Here is a 17,916-nt window from a genome sequence, read left to right as displayed (position 1 = left end):
GTGTTTATAATTCGTTAAGCTACTATTAATTCAGGTTTTTCAGTGCATCCCAGCGTGGATCAATGTCATCGTCATCATCTCCTTCATCGCTGTCACTATCCGTGTCACCGGCATGCTTCGAGGAGTAGATCAGGATATCATCATCACTGTCTTCATCCTCTTCTTTCAGGAACCGAGGGTGCAGCTTTTTCATTGGCAGCGACAACCCGATGTAATCGTACAGGTGCTGCGCCACGTTTATCTGCTGAGTATCGCTTTCTATCATCCACAGGTCTTCGTCCAGTTCCTTATCTTCCGGACCAAACTTCATGCGGAACGTTTCCTGTACATCTACCGGCTGATCAAACTCTTCCAGGCTTCTGTCGCAGGTTAAGCGTACGGTCCCTTTAATATCAAAGTGCAGCGTCAGCAACGTTTCCGTCTTTTCCAGTTCTACATCAGCGTGCAGTTTGCCGCCATGCATGATCTCTCCGCTGAAAAGGTCAAAAAAAGAATCATCCATATCAAACTCGAACTGGTGCGTTTTATTGCTGAGTTGAACAATGTTGATATCGTAATCTTTTAACTTCTTCACTGCCTTTTTTTATTGCAAGTTGCAAAATTAGAACATTATTCTGACAAATAAAATACCTACGCCTTAAACAACAGGCATTTGTTCTGCAGTTCTCTTTTTAATTATATCGCAGGCCAGGAACAATGCTTCTCTGAAAGAAGTTTCGCTGGCCGTATGTTTGCTGGCAATATCGTAGGCAGTACCGTGATCGGGCGAGGTGCGAACTATTGGCAAGCCGGCTGTAAAGTTAACACCGCTCTCAAAAGCAAGCGTTTTAAACGGAATAAGTCCCTGGTCGTGGTACATCGAAACGACGGCATCCACCTGCTTGTACTGCTGCATCCCAAAAAAGCCATCGGCAGGGTAGGGGCCAAAAACTAAGTGGCCTTTTTCTTTCAGATGCATAATTGCCGGGCGGATAATTTCTAATTCCTCTGTGCCCAATAAACCGTTTTCGCCGGCGTGCGGGTTAAGACCCAGTATAGCAATGCGTGGTTTCAGTATACCAAAATCCTTCTTCAGCGACTCCAGCAGTATCGTTACTTTGCGTATGATCAGGTCGAAACTGATCCTGGCTGAAACATCTTTTACAGGCATGTGGCCGGTTATAGTTGCTACACGCAGGTCGCCGCTCACCAGTAACATCAGGCTTTCGGGCGCATCAAAATAGGAGGTCAGGAACTCGGTATGGCCCGGGAATTTAAATTCTTCGGTCTGAATATTCTCCTTATCAATAGGCGCCGTTACGATGCCGTCCAGCAAACCGGCTTTTAGGTCGCGTGAGGCAGCCATTAAAGAGTCCAGCGATGCTTTGCCTGATTCCGGAGTCGGGTTGCCCAGGTGTACTTCCAGGTTCTCGTCCAGGCAGGTGATCAGGTTAACTTTCTTAGGAACTATAGCCTGAATTGACTGTACCTGCTGGTAATTAAAATGCTCGGCACTTAGCGCCTTTCGCACTCTATTTAGCACGTTTGCCGACGCATAAATAACCGGCGTACAAAAGTTAAGGATACGCTGGTCTGATAATGTTTTGATGATCACTTCCGGGCCGATGCCGTTGGTGTCGCCTATAGTTAAGCCCAGTCTGGCTTTAAATCTGTTATCCATGTTGTTTAGTTAGCTTTCGTGCTAAGAAAGTTATACACTAAGCGTACGCCTGTACCGGTTGCCAGTTTGCTGCGGTAAGAATCTTCAGCATGTAAGTAGGCTGTACCGGCAATATCAAAGTGTACCCAAGGGTAATCGGTAAAAGCTTCCAGGAATTTGCCTGCTGTAATGTGACCAGCTTCGGCACCGCCAATGTTTTTCAGGTCGGCAATGTCAGACTCCAGCTGCTTTTTATACTCGTCGTAGAGCGGGAAATCCACAATGCGTTCGTGTACTTTATTACCGACCTTCTTCAGATCAGCCATTACTTCGTCGCCGGCAGTACCCATGGCTGCTAAAGCTTCTTTGCCCAACGCACGCTGCGCCGCACCGGTTAGTGTTGCCAGGTCAATTACCAGTTCTGGGTTATATTTCTTAGCGAAGCTTAGTGCGTCAGCTAATATTAAACGGCCTTCGGCATCGGTGTTCAGTACTTCCACGGTCATGCCATTGTACATGGTAATTACATCGCCGGGGGCCACAGCCTGTCCGCCCGGGCGGTTGTCTGTAGCCGGAATCAAACCGATAATATGAAGTGGTAAATTGTTTTTAGCCGCAGCATACAATACACCGGTAACTGCAGCAGCACCTGCCATATCCGACTTCATGTAGTCCATCGACATCGGTGTTGGCTTTAAGCTCAGGCCACCTGTATCGTAGACTACACCTTTGCCTACCAGCACATAAGGTTTGCTGTTTTTAGCGTTCTTTGGTTTCCACTCTAATATATTAAAGGTAGCCGGTTCCTCGCTGCCCTGGTTCACGGCCAGTAATCCGCCCATTTTCAGGCTTTGGATCTTTAGCTCATCCAGCACATCCAGGCTAAAGCCAGCTTCATTCGCCAGTTCTTCCAGTTGCTCGCTTAGTTGCGATGCTGACTGATGACTGTGTGGCTCATTTATCAGGCTGCGGGTTTTATAAACGGCTTCCAGTAAATTGGCCAGTTCCTCAACCTGTTTTGCATCTATAGTTTCGTCGGCTATAGTTATTGTTTTAAGCGTTGTTTCCTTGGTATCCTTGGTTTTATGCTTAAAATACTGGTAGTTGCTCAGGTATAAGCCTTCGGCTAGGTACAGACTGTCATTGCTGCCTGTCTTGTCAACTATAGTTATGCTTTCCGATTTATCTGTCTTAAGCTGCTTTAATAAACTATGGCCTGCCTGTCGAAGCGCTTCGTTTTTCTGGTCTTCTGTTTTGCTATCAGGAGTTACAACTATATACACGCGGTGCGAAAAGCGGTTCAGGTAAATGAACTTGGCTTCCTGCTGTAACTGCTGTTGCACATAGTTTTGCTCTTCTGGCTGCAGTTCCTGCAACGCATTTCCCTTGTCGGCAGCTATGATAAGTGCCAGGTCGGTATTTTTAGCTAAGCTTGTGTCGTATTTAAGTTGTGTTGGCATTTGTCGTTCGTATCTTTGAAGGCTGCAATATAGTAACTATAAAACGTAATGCGAAAACAAGCAGCCATAGCCGTTTAGCGCACAATAAAGGTATAACGGGTTTCCGGCAAAAAGTATAATGCTGCGCCGTAAACTATAAAGTATAGAATGTGAGCAAAGTAAGTCCGAAAAAACATTTAGGCCAGCATTTCCTGGTCGACCAGAACATAGCCCAGAAGATAGTGGAGCAACTGACCATGCCGGAGGGCGTGCAGGATGTTTTGGAAATTGGCCCGGGTATGGGCGTGCTCACGCAATATCTGTTGCAGCACGAGGAATACAGAACCACCGTGATCGATATCGACCGCGAATCCATCGCTTACTTAAAAGAGCATTTTCCGCAACTCGAAGACCGCATCATTTCAGCCGATTTTCTGAAGACAGATCTGAGCAAGCTGTTTCCGGGTAAGTTCGCTATCATCGGTAACTTTCCCTACAACATATCCAGCCAGATTTTCTTTGCTGTTTTAAAGCATCGCGATGTAGTGCCGGAAGTGGTGTGTATGATACAAAAAGAAGTGGCTGAGCGCATTGCAGCGCCTCCGGGCTCTAAAACCTATGGCATCCTGAGCGTGCTCTTGCAGGCCTTTTATAAAATAGAATACAACTTTACGGTGCATGAGCATGTGTTCCATCCGCCGCCAAAAGTTAAGTCCGGAGTTATCAGTCTGATCCGCAATGATGTGAAAGAACTGGCTTGTAATGAGAAGCTATTCTTTGAGGTGGTAAAACAGAGTTTCGGAACACGACGCAAAACACTGCGTAACTGTCTCAAAAGTTATAACTTGCCGCCTGAAATACAGGCGCAGCCCGTTTTCGATAAGCGTGCCGAGCAACTTTCGGTGCAGGATTTTATAGCATTAACACTGCTGGTAGAACAGAACAAATAGCGTATGCAGGTAGAGATCACAAGAGAGTATATTGACCAGGTAGAAGAAGCCATTGAACGCAAGGACTCGGAATTTATTCTGAGTACGATGGCCGACATGTACCCGGCCGATATTACCACGGTGCTCTACGAACTGAATGCCAACGAATCGAAGTATGTGATGGACATGCTTCCGCCCGAAGTTGGTTCTGAAATACTGAGTAACCTGGATTACGACATTCGTACCGATTTTCTGCAGTACTTTACTTCAGCCGAGATTGCCCGTTACATTAACCTGATGCACTCCGATGATGCTGTGGATATACTTAACGAGCAATCGGTGCAGACGCGTGAAGAGGTAATTGCCTTAATCGAGAACGAAGAAAAAGCCGAAGACATACTGGACCTGCTGCACTACGAGGAAGACTGTGCCGGTGGTCTGATGGCGAAAGAGCTTATAAAAGTAAACCTGAACTGGCGCGTACGGCAGTGTATAGAAGAAATTCGCAGGCAGGCAGAAGATGTAGAGCGCATTTATACTGTTTATGTAGTTGATAACAAAGACATCCTGGTTGGGCGTGTAAGTGTGAAAGCGCTGCTACTTTCCCGCGACGATAAGTTGGTACAGGATATCTATAGTACCGATGTTATTTCGATTGAGTCTTTCAGGGACGAGAACGAAGTGGTAAGCGTGATGCAGAAATATGACCTGGAAGCAATACCTGTCGTGAACATACAAGGGCGTTTGCTGGGCCGTATTACCATCGACGACGTGGTAGACGTAATGCAGGAGCAGGCTGAACTCAGCCGTCAGCTCATGACCGGTATTTCCGAGAATGTGGAGGAAGATGACAGCGTGTTCCGAATTTCGCGCTCGCGTATTCCGTGGCTTATCATTGGTATGGTAGGCGGTTTAATGGCAGCAAAATTTATGGGCTTGTTCGAGAAAGACATTGCCATACTTCCGGCTCTGGCACTGTTTGTACCGCTTATTACAGCAACGGGCGGAAACGTAGGCATTCAATCCTCGTCCATCATTATTCAAACCCTTTCGTCAAACGAAGTGATGTTCGATAATTTTGCCCAGCGTATGTTTAAGCTGATTATGGTAGCGCTGCTGAATGCTATTATTATATCGAGCCTTGTTTTTGCATTTACTTACTTGTCCTGGCAAGACCTGAAACTTTCTCTGGTAGTATCGGTGGCGCTGTTTTCAGTGGTTATACTTGCTTCCATGATGGGTACTTTAACGCCTATGGTCTTAGATAAAGTAGGCATAAACCCTGCTGTTGCCGCCGGCCCGTTCATAACAACAGCAAATGACCTGCTTGGCCTGGCCATCTATTTTGGCGTAGCGCATCTGCTCTATAACCTGTAAAGAATTACCAATTCGCTAAACATCTATAGTTTGATGATCGTGTTTAATGTTTCGTAACTCTTAACTGCCAACCTTTCTAACTTTTTAACTTCCAAACTTTCTAACTTATAATGCTTGTCCTGATCATAGACGAAATGCACCCGAGTATTTTTCCGATGTTGGAAGCTATAGGGGTAAAAGCGGACTATAGACCAACTATAAAACCGATAGAAGTGTGCGAGGCGCTGGCTGGTTTCGACGGACTTATAGTTCGGAGCAAAATGCGCATCACTGCTGAAACTATAAAGCATGCCGATAAGCTTAAGTTTGTAGCCCGCGCCGGCGCTGGAGTCGATAACATAGATGCGAATGCGCTAGAAGAACGGGGCATAGCCTTATTGTCAGCTAACGAAGGAAACAGTCAGGCAGTAGGGGAGTTTACTTTGGGCTTATTACTGTCACTAACCCGTAATATAGTTCGTAGCGACCACGAAGTGCGCAGTAAAGTATGGTTGCGCGAAGAAAACCGTGGCGAAGAGATAGGAGGCAAGACCATCGGTATTTTTGGCTACGGAAATATGGGCCAGAGTTTTGCCAGGCTGCTGCAGAGCTTCGGCTGCCGTATTTTAGCTTACGATAAGTTTGCCCCTGAAAAAGTATCGGTGCCGGCTGAGCAGGTACCGATGGAGGTGATACAAGCCGAAGCGGATGTGGTGAGTTTCCATATTCCGTACATCCCGGAGAACTATAACTTTGCGGATGATGCCTTTTTTAGTGGTTTCAAAAAGCCTGTTTGGTTCCTGAATACATCGCGCGGTGAGGTAGTGGACCAGGATGCATTGGTAGAGCATCTTAAGAAAGGAACTCTAAAAGGTGCGGCCCTGGATGTGCTGGAGAACGAGAAACTGCATACGCTTACCGAAAAACAGCTGGCCAGCTATAACTACCTGGTGCATGCGCCAAACGTAGTGCTTACTCCCCATATTGGCGGCTGGACCCACGAATCATACATCAAAATAAACCAGGTACTTACAGCCAAGATAAAAGCGCTGCTGCAACTATAAAATTCAGTGCCAGGCGTTTTACCGGTATAATTCTGAGAAAATTTTTAAATGAGAACGAAAGGTACTTGTAATTAAAAATTTATTATATTTGCCTTAACAGCATTCCGGAACTATAGCTGCCGGAGTTAATCAAATACCTGAGTTCCAGCGTATGGTATAGAGTAAGTAACGCCGCTAAAGGTGGTGTTATACTAAAACAGAGAACCAATATAATTTACATAGTTTACAAAGAGAACGGTTATGCATGCCATAACCGTTCTCTTTGTTTTTGTGTTTTAAACAAGAAGAATAGCGTATGAGCAAATTATCTTATTACACTGCAGAGGGTTTACAGAAACTTAAAGAAGAATTACAGGAGCTTAAGACAAAAGGCCGCTCTGAAGTGGCGCGCCAGCTTGCTGAAGCCCGCGATAAAGGCGACTTAAGTGAGAATGCCGAGTACGATGCTGCCAAAGATGCGCAGGGCCACCTGGAACTTAAGATCTCTAAACTGGAAGAAGTAGTAGGCAACGCCCGCCTGATTGATGAGTCTGGACTGGATGCAAGCAAAGCCCTGATCCTTTCTAAAGTGAAGTTGAAAAACCTGAAGAACAATATGGTAGTAGACTATACTTTGGTAGCGGAGGAAGAAGCGGATCTGGCTTCTGGCAAGATATCAGTAAAATCTCCGATCGGTAAAGGCCTGCTAGGTTTATCGGTGGGGGATGTGGCTGAGATAACAGTGCCAGCCGGAAAGCTACAGTTCGAAATTCTGGAAATAAGCCGATAAACTATGGAAGCTTCGATATTTACTAAGATTGTGAATGGTGAAATACCTGCTTATAAAATAGCAGAAGATGACCGTTTCCTTGCTTTTCTGGATGTATTTCCGACAACGAAAGGCCACACCTTAGTTATACCGAAGCAGCAAACAGATTATATCTTTGACCTGGATGATGAGCTTTACCTGGGCCTGATGGCTTTTGCTAAAAAGGTAGCTGCTGCTATTGAGAAAGCTGTTCCGTGCAAACGCATCGGAGTGGCTGTAGTTGGTTTGGAAGTTCCTCATGCCCACGTACATTTAATACCATTAAACAGCATGCAGGATATGAATTTCTCCAACAAAAAGCAGTTCAGCCAGCAGGAATTTCAGGAAACACTCGAGAAGATAAAAGCTGCCTATCAAGGGTAGCTATTAGTTTAGCATTTAAAATCGCCGGGATGAAGCTAAAGCTTTGTTCCGGCGATTTTGTTTTTAACTGACCCGAGTCCTCTACTAAAAATAGGGAGGGAGTTTATAGAAGCTATAGTTTTATCGTTTGTAACGCTGGCGCGAGCACCCTCGCTCGTGGCTTAGGATGGTGTTGAATCTCTTGACTCAACTGGCCCGGTAGGGACAGATTTTGTCTGAATCAGGATTTGCAGGATCATAGGATTTTCAGGATTGAGGTTATTGGTATAGTTGGAGGTTAAGTTTTATAGTTAGCGTGCTCCAACCACCCCTTTATCCCCTCCTTGTCTAAGGCGGGGAGCTTTTCACAGTCATTGCTATAGTTGAAAGTGTAGGTTTATAGTTAGCGTTTTAACCCACCCCTGCCCCTCCCGAGAGGGGAATTCTCCGCTATTGCTATAGTTAGGGTTATAGTTCTATAGTTGCTGATTAACACCCCTGTAGTCCCCTCAAGGGGACAATTGCTGCCATTGCCAATTTCTAAACTATAGTTCTATATTTTCATACGGCGTAAAGGACAGGTTCACCTGTCCCTTCGAAACTATAATCCCGATCAATCTCGGAGCTTACCGGTTCAAACTACAATTACTAGTAGCTATGAGAAACTTTTCAGTCTTTGGGTTGAGCGCCTCGAGAGGTTCCGGTGCCGCCAGGCATGGCGAGGCACGAGCCAAGGAAGCGAAAGCAGCGCGATGCCCGAAGACGGGGCCTCCCGGCCGTGAGGGCACCAAAGCCAACTATAGAACTGTAGGCAAGTAGAGCTCTCAGGATGGAAAGAAGTTTGAAAGAAAAGGCTTGGTTCGAATAGTAGTAATATCAACTATAAGCTGAGATAGATTTCTCTCTGCGTTCGAAATGACAAAATAAGAACTATAGCCCAGACGCTAGCAGGAGCTGCGCACGCTGCTAGGTCTTAGTCCCTCTAATCCGGGTTAGATGACAATAGAAAACAAAAAAGCGGAGTAAGCATATACTTACTCCGCTTTTTTACTAGTAGCTATACTTATAGTTTAGTAGTATCCGGCTGGGCTGGTTGTAGCGATTTCTGCTTTTCCTCTTCCTTCGCCTGCTTTTTAAAGAACCCGCGTAACAGGAAATTGCTTTGCAGCGCCTCCATGTTCTTGTCAAACTTCTGAGTGCTGGTTTCCAGGTTTTGCATGGTGTTCTGCAGGTTACGGGCAAATTCTTTATCGGTCAGCAATACGCCCATAGCGTTGTTTTTGTCGTTCAGGTTAGTGCTTGCCTGCTGCAAGTTTTGAGTAAGCGTGGCTGCCGATGTAGTAGCCTGCTTTAATTGAGCCATCGACGCCTGAATCTGATTATACACAGTCGTATCAGTTAGCAGCTCGCTGGCAAGGCTACCCGGCGTGTTTAGCTGAGAAGTGAAACGGCTAAGGTCGTTAGAGGCGCGCATGGTGTTCTGCGAAACGCGTTGCAGGTTCGCTACCATCGCCTTGAAATTGTCAGCCATAGCCGTATCGGTAAGCATTGCACCTACAGTACCTTCTCCATTCACCAGTTTAGACGACAGCTGTTTAAAGTCTCCGGTAATAGCTACCAGGTTCTTGTTATTTTGCTGCAACGTTTCCATCAGGTCATCGGTGTTCAGTGGGTTTACGGCTGCAAGTCTGTCGCCATCCTCAACAGGCGGCGACTGCGGACTGCCGCTTTCGATGATGATATTTTTGTTACCGATAAAACTTTCGGAGCTGATACGGGCAACAGCATCTTTACGAATAAACTGCTGGGTACTTTCCTCAATATTCATGATTACCTCCACCTGCGAATCACCATACAATTTGATGGATTTGATGGTACCGATCTTTACACCTGAGAACCAGACATTGTTACCCTGCTTCAGGCCGGCTACATCATCAAAAACAGCTTTTACCGTTATAGTGGAAATAAAGCGTTTCTGTTGGCCGCCCAGTGTAAAAATACCTACTATTAGTATAAGCAGGGCAAAGAGCACAAAAATGCCAACTATAATAGCGCGTTTATTATCTGCCGTATTCATTATTCAGTAAAGTTGTAGTTATAAAAAGCTTTTACGCGTTCATCTTCTGTATCAAACACTTCCTCAAAACTGCCTTGGCGCTGAAACTGGCCGTCAAGCAGCATTACTATGCGGTTGCCAACGGCTTTTGCACAGGTAAGGTCGTGGGTAATTATAATGGATGACGTGTTAAAGCGTCGTTGTACTTCGTTAATCAGGTTATTAATGTCCTGGCTTGTGATCGGGTCCAGACCTGCCGTTGGCTCATCATAGAGCATAATTTCTGGTCTCAGAATTAATGTACGGGCAATGCCTATACGCTTGCGCTGCCCACCCGATAGTTCCGAAGGCATCTGGTTTATAGTTTGTGCCAGCCCAACTGCTTCCAGCACAACATCAATAATACGTGACCGGTCGCGGGCAGTCATGTCTTTTGAGTGCCGTATGAGCGGGAATTCCAGGTTTTCCTTTACTGTCATGCTGTCGTAAAGGGCACTATTCTGAAACGAGAAGCCAATCTTCAAACGCAGCTCATCCAGTTGTTTCGGCGTGAGTTTATCTACTTCCTGGCCCAGCACATTTGCATAACCACCATCCTGGCGCAATAAACCGGAAATTATCTTGATCAGAACGGACTTACCGGTACCGGAACGGCCCAGCACCACCAGGTTCTCCCCTTTATAAAGATCAAGATCCACGCCTTTCAGCACTTCGTACTCATCAAAGGCTTTTGTAAGGCCCTGAATGGTGATCACTTTCTGAGTGAAATCTATCTTAGAACTAGGTTTTTTCATCAGCTCAGGCGGTTACATTACACGAATTGCATTGATAATCTGCATGGTTAGCAGCTCTTCAATAAAAATAAGGAACATAGCCGTAACCACCGATGAATTGGCCGCTTTACCAACACCCTCTGTACCCTTAGAAGAGTGGTAGCCTTTATAGCAACCCACCATACCAATGGTAAAACCAAACAGCACAGACTTTACTGAAGAAGCAATAATATCCAGGAACGTAATAGCGTCGAAAACCTGCGTAAAGAAAGTGGTGAGCGTTGTAAGCTCATTCTGATGTACGTTTACATAACCGCCCAGCAATGCAACAAAAGTTGTATACATGGTAAGGGCCGGAATCATTAATGTAGTTGCCAGTACACGGCTTACGACCAGGAACTTGTATGGGTTTGTGGCCGAAACCTCCATGGCATCTATCTGCTCTGTTACACGCATAGAGCCAAGTTCTGCCCCTATACTTGAGCCTACTTTACCAGAGGCAATAATAGCAGTTACCAATGGACCCATAGCGCGAACTATAGCCACCGAAATAAGTGCCGGCAACCAGGAGGTTGCTCCAAACTCCGAAAGGGAAGGGCGCGATTGGTTAGTAAAAACGATACCAATAATAAAAGCGGTAATGGTGATGAGCGGAAGTGACTTGACACCAACCTCATAACACTGCTTTATGATTTCTCTGCCCTCGTAAGGCGGAAAAAAGACTTCGCGGAAAAACCGGGAAACGAAAGCATAGATCTGGTAGAGTTCCAGAAACAGGCGATCCAGCCTTTTGGTAATAAAGTATTTGCGGCGGCGTGTTTTAGTTTTATCTCTGTTACTATAATCCATTGGCTGTTTTGTGGTGCCGATTTTTGCTAGAGTTTTATTTAAAAATGTGAATCAGGGGCTATTAGATTAATAACTCATCTTACGGGCCGCCCGAGATTCAGGGTTTTAAAACGCAAATGTAATTCAAATGCATTTGTATGCCTAACGTAACGCAGTTTATATAGTATATTTCGGATAAAGTAAAGTTTATAGTTGGTGCGATACAACAGGACTTATGTAACGTTTGTTTTGCCAGGTTCGATGTTTATTGGGCAGAGTTTTAGGATTTGTGGTACTAAGCTTTTTAGGCGGAAGTTAACTGCTATAGTTTTTGAGAATGGAGTTTCTGCTGTTGCAATTGTTTAGGTTGATGTTCTATAGGTTCAGTGGTCCAACCACCCCTGCCCCTCAGAGCTACGCTCTCTACCTTCGAAATCGCTTCTCGGTAGTCTAAGGCGGGGAGCTTTAATAGCTACTTCTCCACCTGTCATCCTGAAAGGATCCTGGTAGAAGGGAGATAAGACCTTTGCGATAGTTTAGGCTATTATTTCTTAGCTTCTGTTTTACCCACCCCTGCCCCTCCCGAGAGGGGAATTTATGCTATTACTATAGCTTAAATTATAGTTCTATAGTTTCTGTTTTACACCCCTATAGTCCCCTTAGAGGGACAGTTGCTGTCCTTACTAATTCCTAAACTATTGTTTCATCGTTCCCGTTTTTCATCCTCCTGCCCCCTTCAAAGGGGGACTTTTTGCTACTCCTGTTACAATCTGTCATTTCGACGAAGGAGAAATCTAGAACTACATTAGTTATACACCACGAACAGGGCAGGTTTACCTGTCCCTTCGAAACTATCACCACGATAAAGCTCGAAGCGAGCAGGTTCATACTATAGACATACTATAGCTATCGAACTGATTCCAGTCTTTGGGTTGAGCGCCTTGTAGATTTCTGGTGCCTGTAGGGCATTGTGAGGTACGAACAAAAGAAATGTACACCGCGCGATGCCCGAAGACGGGGCCTCCCGGCCGTGAGGGCACCAAAGCTGGATTGAAACGAAAGGCAAGTAAAGCTCCCAGGATTGAAAGAAGGCTATAAAAGAAAAGGCTTGGTTCGAATAGAAGAGTAGCCAAATATAAGCTGAGATAGATTTCTCACTTCGTTCGAAAAGACAAAAGAGGAACAATAGAACTATAGCACAGACACTAGCAAGAAATGCGCACGCTGCTAGTGAAACATGAACTTACTACTAATCTGAAGTTTGAAAACGAATTTACTTCGAAGCAACCCTGTCCGGGTTATCCGTTAAAAACCCTTTCCAAGATTTAGCGCCTGATTTGGCATTATTCCCCTTCTGGTAATGATGGCACAGCGCTACTGACAAAGCATCCGTAGCATCGAACATCTTCGGGTCCGGCTGAATTTTGAGGATCTGGACCAGCATGCTGGCAACCTGCTCTTTAGAGGCGTTACCATTTCCGGTAACCGATTGCTTTACTTTTTTAGGGGCGTACTCTACATAGGGAATATCGCGGGAGAGGGCAGCGGCGATAGCAACGCCCTGGGCACGACCTAGTTTCAGCATACTCTGCACGTTTACACCAAAGAAAGGAGACTCGATGGCCAGCTCGTCGGGGAGGTATTCGTCGATGAGCTGTATCATGCGGTCGAAAATTTTCTTTAACTTGATGGCGTGGTTGCTGTAACTTTTGAGGTGAATAACGCCATACTGCACTACCTTTACTTTAGAACCTGTAACTTCAATCAGGCCGTAGCCCATAACCTGGGTGCCGGGGTCGATGCCGAGAATAAGTTTGTTAGGCGGAAGGGCAGAAGAGTAAACCATAAGTCTGCAAAAATAAGACAATATCTTGAACATTGCCTCAAACAGAAGGTTCCTTTTACTCGCCACAAAACTGCTGGTGGTCATCGTTACGCTCTATCTGCTGTACAGTACCATATTTACCGCACCTGATACCTTTTTAAGCTGGCGAAATATTTTACAGAATGCTGTAGCAAGCCCATACAACTGGCTTTTTATAGTTACCGTGTTGCTTATTCCTTTAAACTGGGGCTTCGAAGCCCGGAAGTGGCAATTGCTTGGCCAGAAACTGGAGCCTATCTCTTACTGGCGTGCCTACCGGGCTGTAATGGTTGGGTTAACCCTGGGCTTTATCACCCCAAACCGACTGGGAGATTATGCCGGTCGTGTGCTAGAACTGAAAAGTAAACAGCGCCTGGAAGCTATAGGAGCCATTTTTATCGGACGGTTTTGCCAGCTGGTGGCAACGGTTATAGTTGGGTCAGTGGGGTTATTTTACTTTATAGTTTCTTTCTTCTGGGCAGATTATCCGGGAGTGTCCTTAAGTCTGATCTTTTTGCTGGTAGCCGTTTCTGCTGCTTCGCTGTTGCTTTTGTATAATGCGCAGGCCATGGTAGCAGTTGTTTCGGCTATCAAACCAATACGAAAATTTGTAAGCTACGTGTCCATCATGGCGCGTTATAGTTCTGCTGAAGTCTCCAGGCTGCTTATACTTTCTCTTTGCCGCTATGCCGTGTTTCTGCTGCAGTTTATATTGCTCCTGATCCTGTATGATGTAAAGCTGAGTGCATTACAATATGTGTGTGGCGTTGCCGGTACATTCTTTATCAAATCTATAGTTCCGTCGGTTAGTTTACTTTCTGACCTGGGGGCACGGGAGCTTTCGGCTATGTACCTGTTTGGCCTCCTGGGCCAGGACCGGCTGCAGGTACTGAGTGCGAGCCTGAGTTTGTGGCTGCTGAATATTGCGGTGCCAAGTGTGGTGGGGTTGTACTTTGTGTTGCGGCTGCGCTTTTTCAGGAAAGGAGTAGCGGCATGACCTGGGCTGTCACTTTGCTGCTTATAGTTTCATTGGCAAGCTATAGTTGGGCTATCATTCGCAGGTGGGCAGCCTGGGCAAAAATTTCGGAGCCAACTATACCTATAGGCTGGACTCCAACTATAAAGCTCTCTATTATTATTCCGGTCCGTAACGAGGCAGCAAATATTCTAAACCTACTTCAGGATCTGGAAAAACAGCAATATCCAAAAGCGCTTTTTGAGATTATAGTTATAGATGATCATTCCGAAGACGAAACCAAAACTATAGTTGAGCAATACGCTCGGGCATCGGCTCTACAGATAAAAATTATTGAGTTGAATACTTATGTTAACTATAGTGGTAAAAAGGCTGCGATTAAAACAGGAATAGAGCTAGCAGAAGGGGAGTTGCTGGTGTTTACCGATGGCGATTGCCGCGTTCAGCCGGAATGGCTTCAGCTTTATAGTTACAGTTATCAAACCTACCAACCTAAATTTATCAGCGGGCCCGTCAGCTTTCAGAATACCCAAAGTTTACTGGAGCGCATGCAGCTGGTGGAATTCGCAAGTTTGATTGGAATTGGCGGAGCCTCCATTGGCTTGGGGAAACCAAATATGTGCAATGGCGCTAACCTGGCCTATACCAAACAGGTTTTCGAAGAAGTGAACGGCTTTGAAGGTAATGAAACTATAGCCAGCGGCGATGATGAATTTCTACTCCACAAGATCAGCCATAAATACCCCGGCAAAGCTTTTTTCCTGAAACATAAAGGTGCCATCGTTTACACGGAGGCACGTAAAACTATAGACAGTTTTCTGAGCCAGCGCATCAGGTGGGCAAGTAAGTGGCGGGCGTACCAGGATGCGGATGTAAAGCTTCTTGCGCTCATCGTTTTTATAGTTAATCTGGTACTTTTTGTGGCATTATTAATGGCGATCGTCGGAATTTTTCCTGTATCAGTATTTATTACCGGTTTAGTTGTCAAGTTCGCTGCAGATTTCTTATTTTTATCTCGTATACTGAGGTTTTTAGGCCGGAAACAATACATTTGGTACATGTTTCCGCTGCAACTGGTGTACATCCCTTATGTGCTGGTAACGGCAATTTTAGGCTTAACCGGGCGCTACCGCTGGAAAGGAAGAACAATACAGAACCGATGACAGAAAACGAATTCGATATACTTGACGAACTTTACTTTGTAGCCTCCTACCCGGACCTGCGCAGCACGCTTTCGCTTTCGGATGACGAGCTTTGCGAAGGGCTGCAGTCACTGCTCGGCAAAGGCTATATCCGTATTATGTACCCCGATCAGGATACGGAACATGCCTATGATCCTGACACGTTTGGTAAGCATTGCCAGGATTACTTTTTCTTGGCTACAAAGGCTGGCCTGGTAGTGCATAACTCAATTTAAATGGCTGTACTACAAAAAGAAAAAGCTGCTAACCGGCCGCCTTCCTATTATATCAGGCAGCGCCTGTTGCAGAACAAACCTGCCATGGTTGGGTTGGGCATTATTTTGCTGGCCATAGTTGTAGCCATCCTGGGTTATGCCATTATGCCCGACAGCACGCCCAATGCCAACAACGGCCTGGTACAGATCCAGAAAAAGAATCCAGGTTTCTCTACACAGGTGCTACGGATCACAAAAGTAAATCCTGCCGAAGATGTTAACCCGCTAGCATTTATGCTTTTCGGGGCACCGGAAGATTACAGCGAAATTCCCATCGAAAGCTATAGTTTTAAAGGCGACAGCCTGCAGGTGCAGCCGCTACGCAGCAATAATGCTATGGCCGATCAGCCACGCACGTTCGCTCTGAAAGAAATAGTAGGAGATTCTGAAAACAATAGTTCGGTTTCGGAGTTACAGCAATCAATACAGAACGAACATATCCGGAACAAAACATTCTGGCTGGGTACTGATAAAGCCGGGCGCGATGTGCTGAGCCGTTTAATTCTGGGTACGCGCATTTCGCTGGGTATCGGGTTTGTAGCCGTTCTGATATCGTTAGTAGTAGGTATTGCGGTTGGAGCGGCTGGCGGTTATTTTGGTGGAGGGGTTGATAAACTCATGACGTTCCTGATGACGGTGGTATGGTCGGTGCCGAGTATTATGCTGGTGATTGCCATAAGCCTCGCGCTGGACAGCAAAGGAGTTTGGGTAGCTTTTGTAGCGGTTGGTTTAACTATGTGGGTCGAAGTTGCACGTGTAGTACGTGGTCAGATTCTCGGGTTAAAAGAAAAGACCTACATTGAAGCTGCTCAGGTTCTGGGGGTTCCGGAGAGAGTTATTATTTTAAGACATTTGCTCCCGAACATGATGGGACCCTTAATCGTTATTGCCACTGCCAACTTTGCGTCGGCGATACTTATTGAGGCGGGCCTTAGTTTTTTGGGCCTTGGCGTGCAGCCTCCCGCACCAAGCTGGGGCATGATGGTGAATGAAGGCTTTCAGCTGATAGGGGCGAAGGCTGGGTTGTATTTAGTACTATTACCAAGTTTATGCATTAGCGTGCTGGTGTTGGCATTTAACCTGTTGGGCAATGGCCTCCGCGATGCATATGATCCAAAGATACCGTTGACAAATGGCTGAGAGTAGCACACCAAATATATTGCAGGAACTGAACCTGAAAAAACTGGAACTTTCGGCATTGCTCGAAATTACGCAGGCTATTAATGAGAACCTGCCCGAGGCTGCCTTGTATAAGATTTACCGTTTTACGCTGCTGGCTCAGTTACAGATCAGCAGGCTGGTGTTATATGTGCACGACGAGCAGTGGGAATGTAAAGCCGATTTCGGTACGCAGCAGGATTTTAAAAAGCAGGACCTTCCGGAAGCCATCACATCGCTGAAAGAAATCACCTATACCTCTAAGTTACAGGTAGATAAAAAGTGGCGCGCCTTTGAGATCGTGATTCCGGTTCTGCATAATGGCAAAGTACTGGCTTTTGTGATGATCGGTAAAATGCAGCCTTTTTATACCAATGTAGAAGCCCTGAACTTTGTGCAGACGGTAAGTAATATTATGCTGGTTGCTATCGAGAACCACAAAATGGCCCGCCAGCGACTTGCCCAGGAGTCTATAAGAAGAGAGATAGAAATTGCCCGTGAAGTGCAGGCTATGCTCTTCCCGAAAGCCCTTCCAAACGATAAGGATGTGGTTATTCATGCCAGCTACATTCCGCACTCGTCTATTGGGGGTGACTATTACGACTACATTGAGATTGACCAGGACCGGTTCCTGTTCTGCATAGCCGACGTATCCGGTAAGGGTGTTCCGGCTTCTTTGCTGATGTCCAATTTCCAGGCTGGTTTGCGAACTATACTCCGCCAGACATCTGACCTGAACACTGTAGTTTCCGAGCTAAATAACCTGATCTATAGAAATGCAATCGCTGAGAAGTTCATCACTTCGTTTATGGGCCTTTATAACCGTAAAACCCGTGAGCTTTGTTATGTAAATGCCGGCCATAATTCGCCAATACTTTTGTTTGAGAACAACACACACCAGCTCCTGAACGAAGGCTGTACCATGCTGGGTGCATTTGATGTGCTACCATTTATGTCGGTAACGAGCATTGATGTACCGGAAAACTCGACGCTCCTTTGCTATACCGATGGATTGACAGAAGTTTTTGATGAGGATGACTCCGAATTTGGTATCGAACGAACTATAAACTTCCTGCAGTCGCACCGTTTCCTGAGCTCCAAAATGCTACACCTGCAACTGCTCCGCGAAATAAACCTGTACAACGAAGACGCCACCCTGAACGACGATATTACGCTACTTTCGTGCAGGTTTAAATAAGATAATGGTTAAATGGCTGCATGGTTAAAT

General features: G+C 45.8%; 18 protein-coding genes. 11 read left to right on the top strand and 7 right to left on the bottom strand.

Annotation, left to right across the window (positions count from 1 at the left end; genetic code table 11):
• Positions 1-25 precede the first annotated feature (25 nt).
• From KYK27_RS09845 to KYK27_RS09835, 3 genes are all read right to left on the bottom strand, one after another.
• Entirely contained in the window at positions 26-574 is a 549-nt protein-coding gene (locus KYK27_RS09845; RefSeq protein WP_199109848.1) for a YceD family protein, read from the bottom strand.
• 63 nt (positions 575-637) lie between these two features.
• Positions 638-1,660 carry a 4-hydroxythreonine-4-phosphate dehydrogenase PdxA gene (gene pdxA / locus KYK27_RS09840; protein WP_199109847.1) on the bottom strand — a complete coding sequence of 341 codons (1,023 nt, stop codon included), beginning with the start codon at positions 1,658-1,660 and terminating at the stop codon, positions 638-640.
• 5 nt (positions 1,661-1,665) lie between these two features.
• Positions 1,666-3,099 carry a leucyl aminopeptidase family protein gene (locus KYK27_RS09835; protein ID WP_199109846.1) on the bottom strand — a complete coding sequence of 478 codons (1,434 nt, stop codon included), beginning with the start codon at positions 3,097-3,099 and terminating at the stop codon, positions 1,666-1,668.
• A 149-nt stretch (positions 3,100-3,248) separates the two neighbouring features.
• On the opposite strand from KYK27_RS09835, the gene rsmA reads away from it, so the two are divergent.
• From rsmA to KYK27_RS09805, 6 genes are all read left to right on the top strand, one after another.
• Positions 3,249-4,028, top strand: coding sequence for a 16S rRNA (adenine(1518)-N(6)/adenine(1519)-N(6))-dimethyltransferase RsmA (gene rsmA, locus KYK27_RS09830; RefSeq protein WP_199109845.1), 780 nt, complete (start codon positions 3,249-3,251; stop codon positions 4,026-4,028).
• 3 nt (positions 4,029-4,031) lie between these two features.
• Entirely contained in the window at positions 4,032-5,384 is a 1,353-nt protein-coding gene (gene mgtE / locus KYK27_RS09825) for a magnesium transporter (protein ID WP_199109844.1), read from the top strand.
• Positions 5,385-5,494: 110 nt separating this feature from the next.
• Entirely contained in the window at positions 5,495-6,427 is a 933-nt protein-coding gene (locus tag KYK27_RS09820; RefSeq protein WP_199109843.1) for an NAD(P)-dependent oxidoreductase, read from the top strand.
• Between the two features lie 295 nt (positions 6,428-6,722).
• Complete coding sequence (greA, locus tag KYK27_RS09815) at positions 6,723-7,196, top strand: transcription elongation factor GreA (protein ID WP_199109842.1); 474 nt, start codon at positions 6,723-6,725, stop codon at positions 7,194-7,196.
• 3 nt (positions 7,197-7,199) lie between these two features.
• Positions 7,200-7,598: an HIT family protein gene (locus KYK27_RS09810; protein WP_199109841.1), complete on the top strand. Its 399-nt coding sequence runs from the start codon at positions 7,200-7,202 to the stop codon at positions 7,596-7,598.
• A gap of 636 nt (positions 7,599-8,234) precedes the next feature.
• Positions 8,235-8,396, top strand: a complete 162-nt coding sequence (locus KYK27_RS09805) for a hypothetical protein (RefSeq protein WP_199109840.1) — start codon at positions 8,235-8,237, stop codon at positions 8,394-8,396.
• Between the two features lie 244 nt (positions 8,397-8,640).
• On the opposite strand, the gene KYK27_RS09800 is transcribed toward KYK27_RS09805, so the two are convergent.
• From KYK27_RS09800 to ruvC, 4 genes are all read right to left on the bottom strand, one after another.
• On the bottom strand, positions 8,641-9,654 hold the full coding sequence (locus tag KYK27_RS09800; protein WP_199109839.1) for an MlaD family protein: 1,014 nt from the start codon (positions 9,652-9,654) through the stop codon (positions 8,641-8,643).
• On the bottom strand, positions 9,654-10,427 hold the full coding sequence (locus KYK27_RS09795; RefSeq protein WP_199109838.1) for an ABC transporter ATP-binding protein: 774 nt from the start codon (positions 10,425-10,427) through the stop codon (positions 9,654-9,656). Before KYK27_RS09795 ends, KYK27_RS09800 begins: the two co-directional genes overlap by 1 nt.
• Before the next feature lie 12 nt (positions 10,428-10,439).
• Entirely contained in the window at positions 10,440-11,255 is an 816-nt protein-coding gene (locus tag KYK27_RS09790) for an MlaE family ABC transporter permease (RefSeq protein ID WP_199109837.1), read from the bottom strand.
• A gap of 1,252 nt (positions 11,256-12,507) precedes the next feature.
• Positions 12,508-13,080, bottom strand: coding sequence for a crossover junction endodeoxyribonuclease RuvC (ruvC, locus tag KYK27_RS09785; protein ID WP_162346037.1), 573 nt, complete (start codon positions 13,078-13,080; stop codon positions 12,508-12,510).
• Positions 13,081-13,105: 25 nt separating this feature from the next.
• Between ruvC and KYK27_RS09780 the strand changes: the two genes are divergently transcribed.
• Genes KYK27_RS09780 through KYK27_RS09760 form a run of 5 tightly spaced genes read left to right on the top strand, consistent with a single transcriptional unit; the run spans position 13,106 to position 17,886 of the window.
• On the top strand, positions 13,106-14,095 hold the full coding sequence (locus KYK27_RS09780) for a lysylphosphatidylglycerol synthase domain-containing protein (RefSeq protein ID WP_199109836.1): 990 nt from the start codon (positions 13,106-13,108) through the stop codon (positions 14,093-14,095).
• On the top strand, positions 14,092-15,237 hold the full coding sequence (locus KYK27_RS09775) for a glycosyltransferase family 2 protein (RefSeq protein ID WP_199109835.1): 1,146 nt from the start codon (positions 14,092-14,094) through the stop codon (positions 15,235-15,237). Before KYK27_RS09780 ends, KYK27_RS09775 begins: the two co-directional genes overlap by 4 nt.
• Positions 15,234-15,491, top strand: coding sequence for a hypothetical protein (locus KYK27_RS09770; protein ID WP_199109834.1), 258 nt, complete (start codon positions 15,234-15,236; stop codon positions 15,489-15,491). The genes KYK27_RS09775 and KYK27_RS09770 overlap by 4 nt, the downstream gene beginning before the upstream one ends.
• A complete protein-coding gene (locus KYK27_RS09765; protein ID WP_199109833.1) occupies positions 15,492-16,670 on the top strand; it encodes an ABC transporter permease in 1,179 nt (392 codons plus the stop codon).
• Positions 16,663-17,886, top strand: a complete 1,224-nt coding sequence (locus KYK27_RS09760) for a PP2C family protein-serine/threonine phosphatase (RefSeq protein ID WP_199109832.1) — start codon at positions 16,663-16,665, stop codon at positions 17,884-17,886. Before KYK27_RS09765 ends, KYK27_RS09760 begins: the two co-directional genes overlap by 8 nt.
• The last annotated feature ends 30 nt before the right edge of the window (positions 17,887-17,916 follow it).

The sequence above is a fragment of the Pontibacter populi genome (genome assembly GCF_019336435.1).
Taxonomy (GTDB): domain Bacteria; phylum Bacteroidota; class Bacteroidia; order Cytophagales; family Hymenobacteraceae; genus Pontibacter; species Pontibacter humidus.
This window is presented reverse-complemented; position numbering and strand designations above follow the sequence as displayed.

Bases quoted from the DNA above. Each gene is read 5' to 3' on its own strand.
- pdxA (WP_199109847.1), bottom strand. From the start codon at position 1,660: ATGGATAACAGATTTAAAGCCAGACTGGGCTTAACTATAGGCGACACC.
- KYK27_RS09835 (WP_199109846.1), bottom strand. From the start codon at position 3,099: ATGCCAACACAACTTAAATACGACACAAGCTTAGCTAAAAATACCGAC.
- mgtE (WP_199109844.1), top strand. From the start codon at position 4,032: ATGCAGGTAGAGATCACAAGAGAGTATATTGACCAGGTAGAAGAAGCC.
- KYK27_RS09820 (WP_199109843.1), top strand. From the start codon at position 5,495: ATGCTTGTCCTGATCATAGACGAAATGCACCCGAGTATTTTTCCGATG.
- greA (WP_199109842.1), top strand. From the start codon at position 6,723: ATGAGCAAATTATCTTATTACACTGCAGAGGGTTTACAGAAACTTAAA.
- KYK27_RS09810 (WP_199109841.1), top strand. From the start codon at position 7,200: ATGGAAGCTTCGATATTTACTAAGATTGTGAATGGTGAAATACCTGCT.
- KYK27_RS09805 (WP_199109840.1), top strand. From the start codon at position 8,235: ATGAGAAACTTTTCAGTCTTTGGGTTGAGCGCCTCGAGAGGTTCCGGT.
- KYK27_RS09800 (WP_199109839.1), bottom strand. From the start codon at position 9,654: ATGAATACGGCAGATAATAAACGCGCTATTATAGTTGGCATTTTTGTG.
- KYK27_RS09795 (WP_199109838.1), bottom strand. From the start codon at position 10,427: ATGAAAAAACCTAGTTCTAAGATAGATTTCACTCAGAAAGTGATCACC.
- KYK27_RS09790 (WP_199109837.1), bottom strand. From the start codon at position 11,255: ATGGATTATAGTAACAGAGATAAAACTAAAACACGCCGCCGCAAATAC.
- ruvC (WP_162346037.1), bottom strand. From the start codon at position 13,080: ATGGTTTACTCTTCTGCCCTTCCGCCTAACAAACTTATTCTCGGCATC.
- KYK27_RS09775 (WP_199109835.1), top strand. From the start codon at position 14,092: ATGACCTGGGCTGTCACTTTGCTGCTTATAGTTTCATTGGCAAGCTAT.
- KYK27_RS09770 (WP_199109834.1), top strand. From the start codon at position 15,234: ATGACAGAAAACGAATTCGATATACTTGACGAACTTTACTTTGTAGCC.
- KYK27_RS09765 (WP_199109833.1), top strand. From the start codon at position 15,492: ATGGCTGTACTACAAAAAGAAAAAGCTGCTAACCGGCCGCCTTCCTAT.
- KYK27_RS09760 (WP_199109832.1), top strand. From the start codon at position 16,663: ATGGCTGAGAGTAGCACACCAAATATATTGCAGGAACTGAACCTGAAA.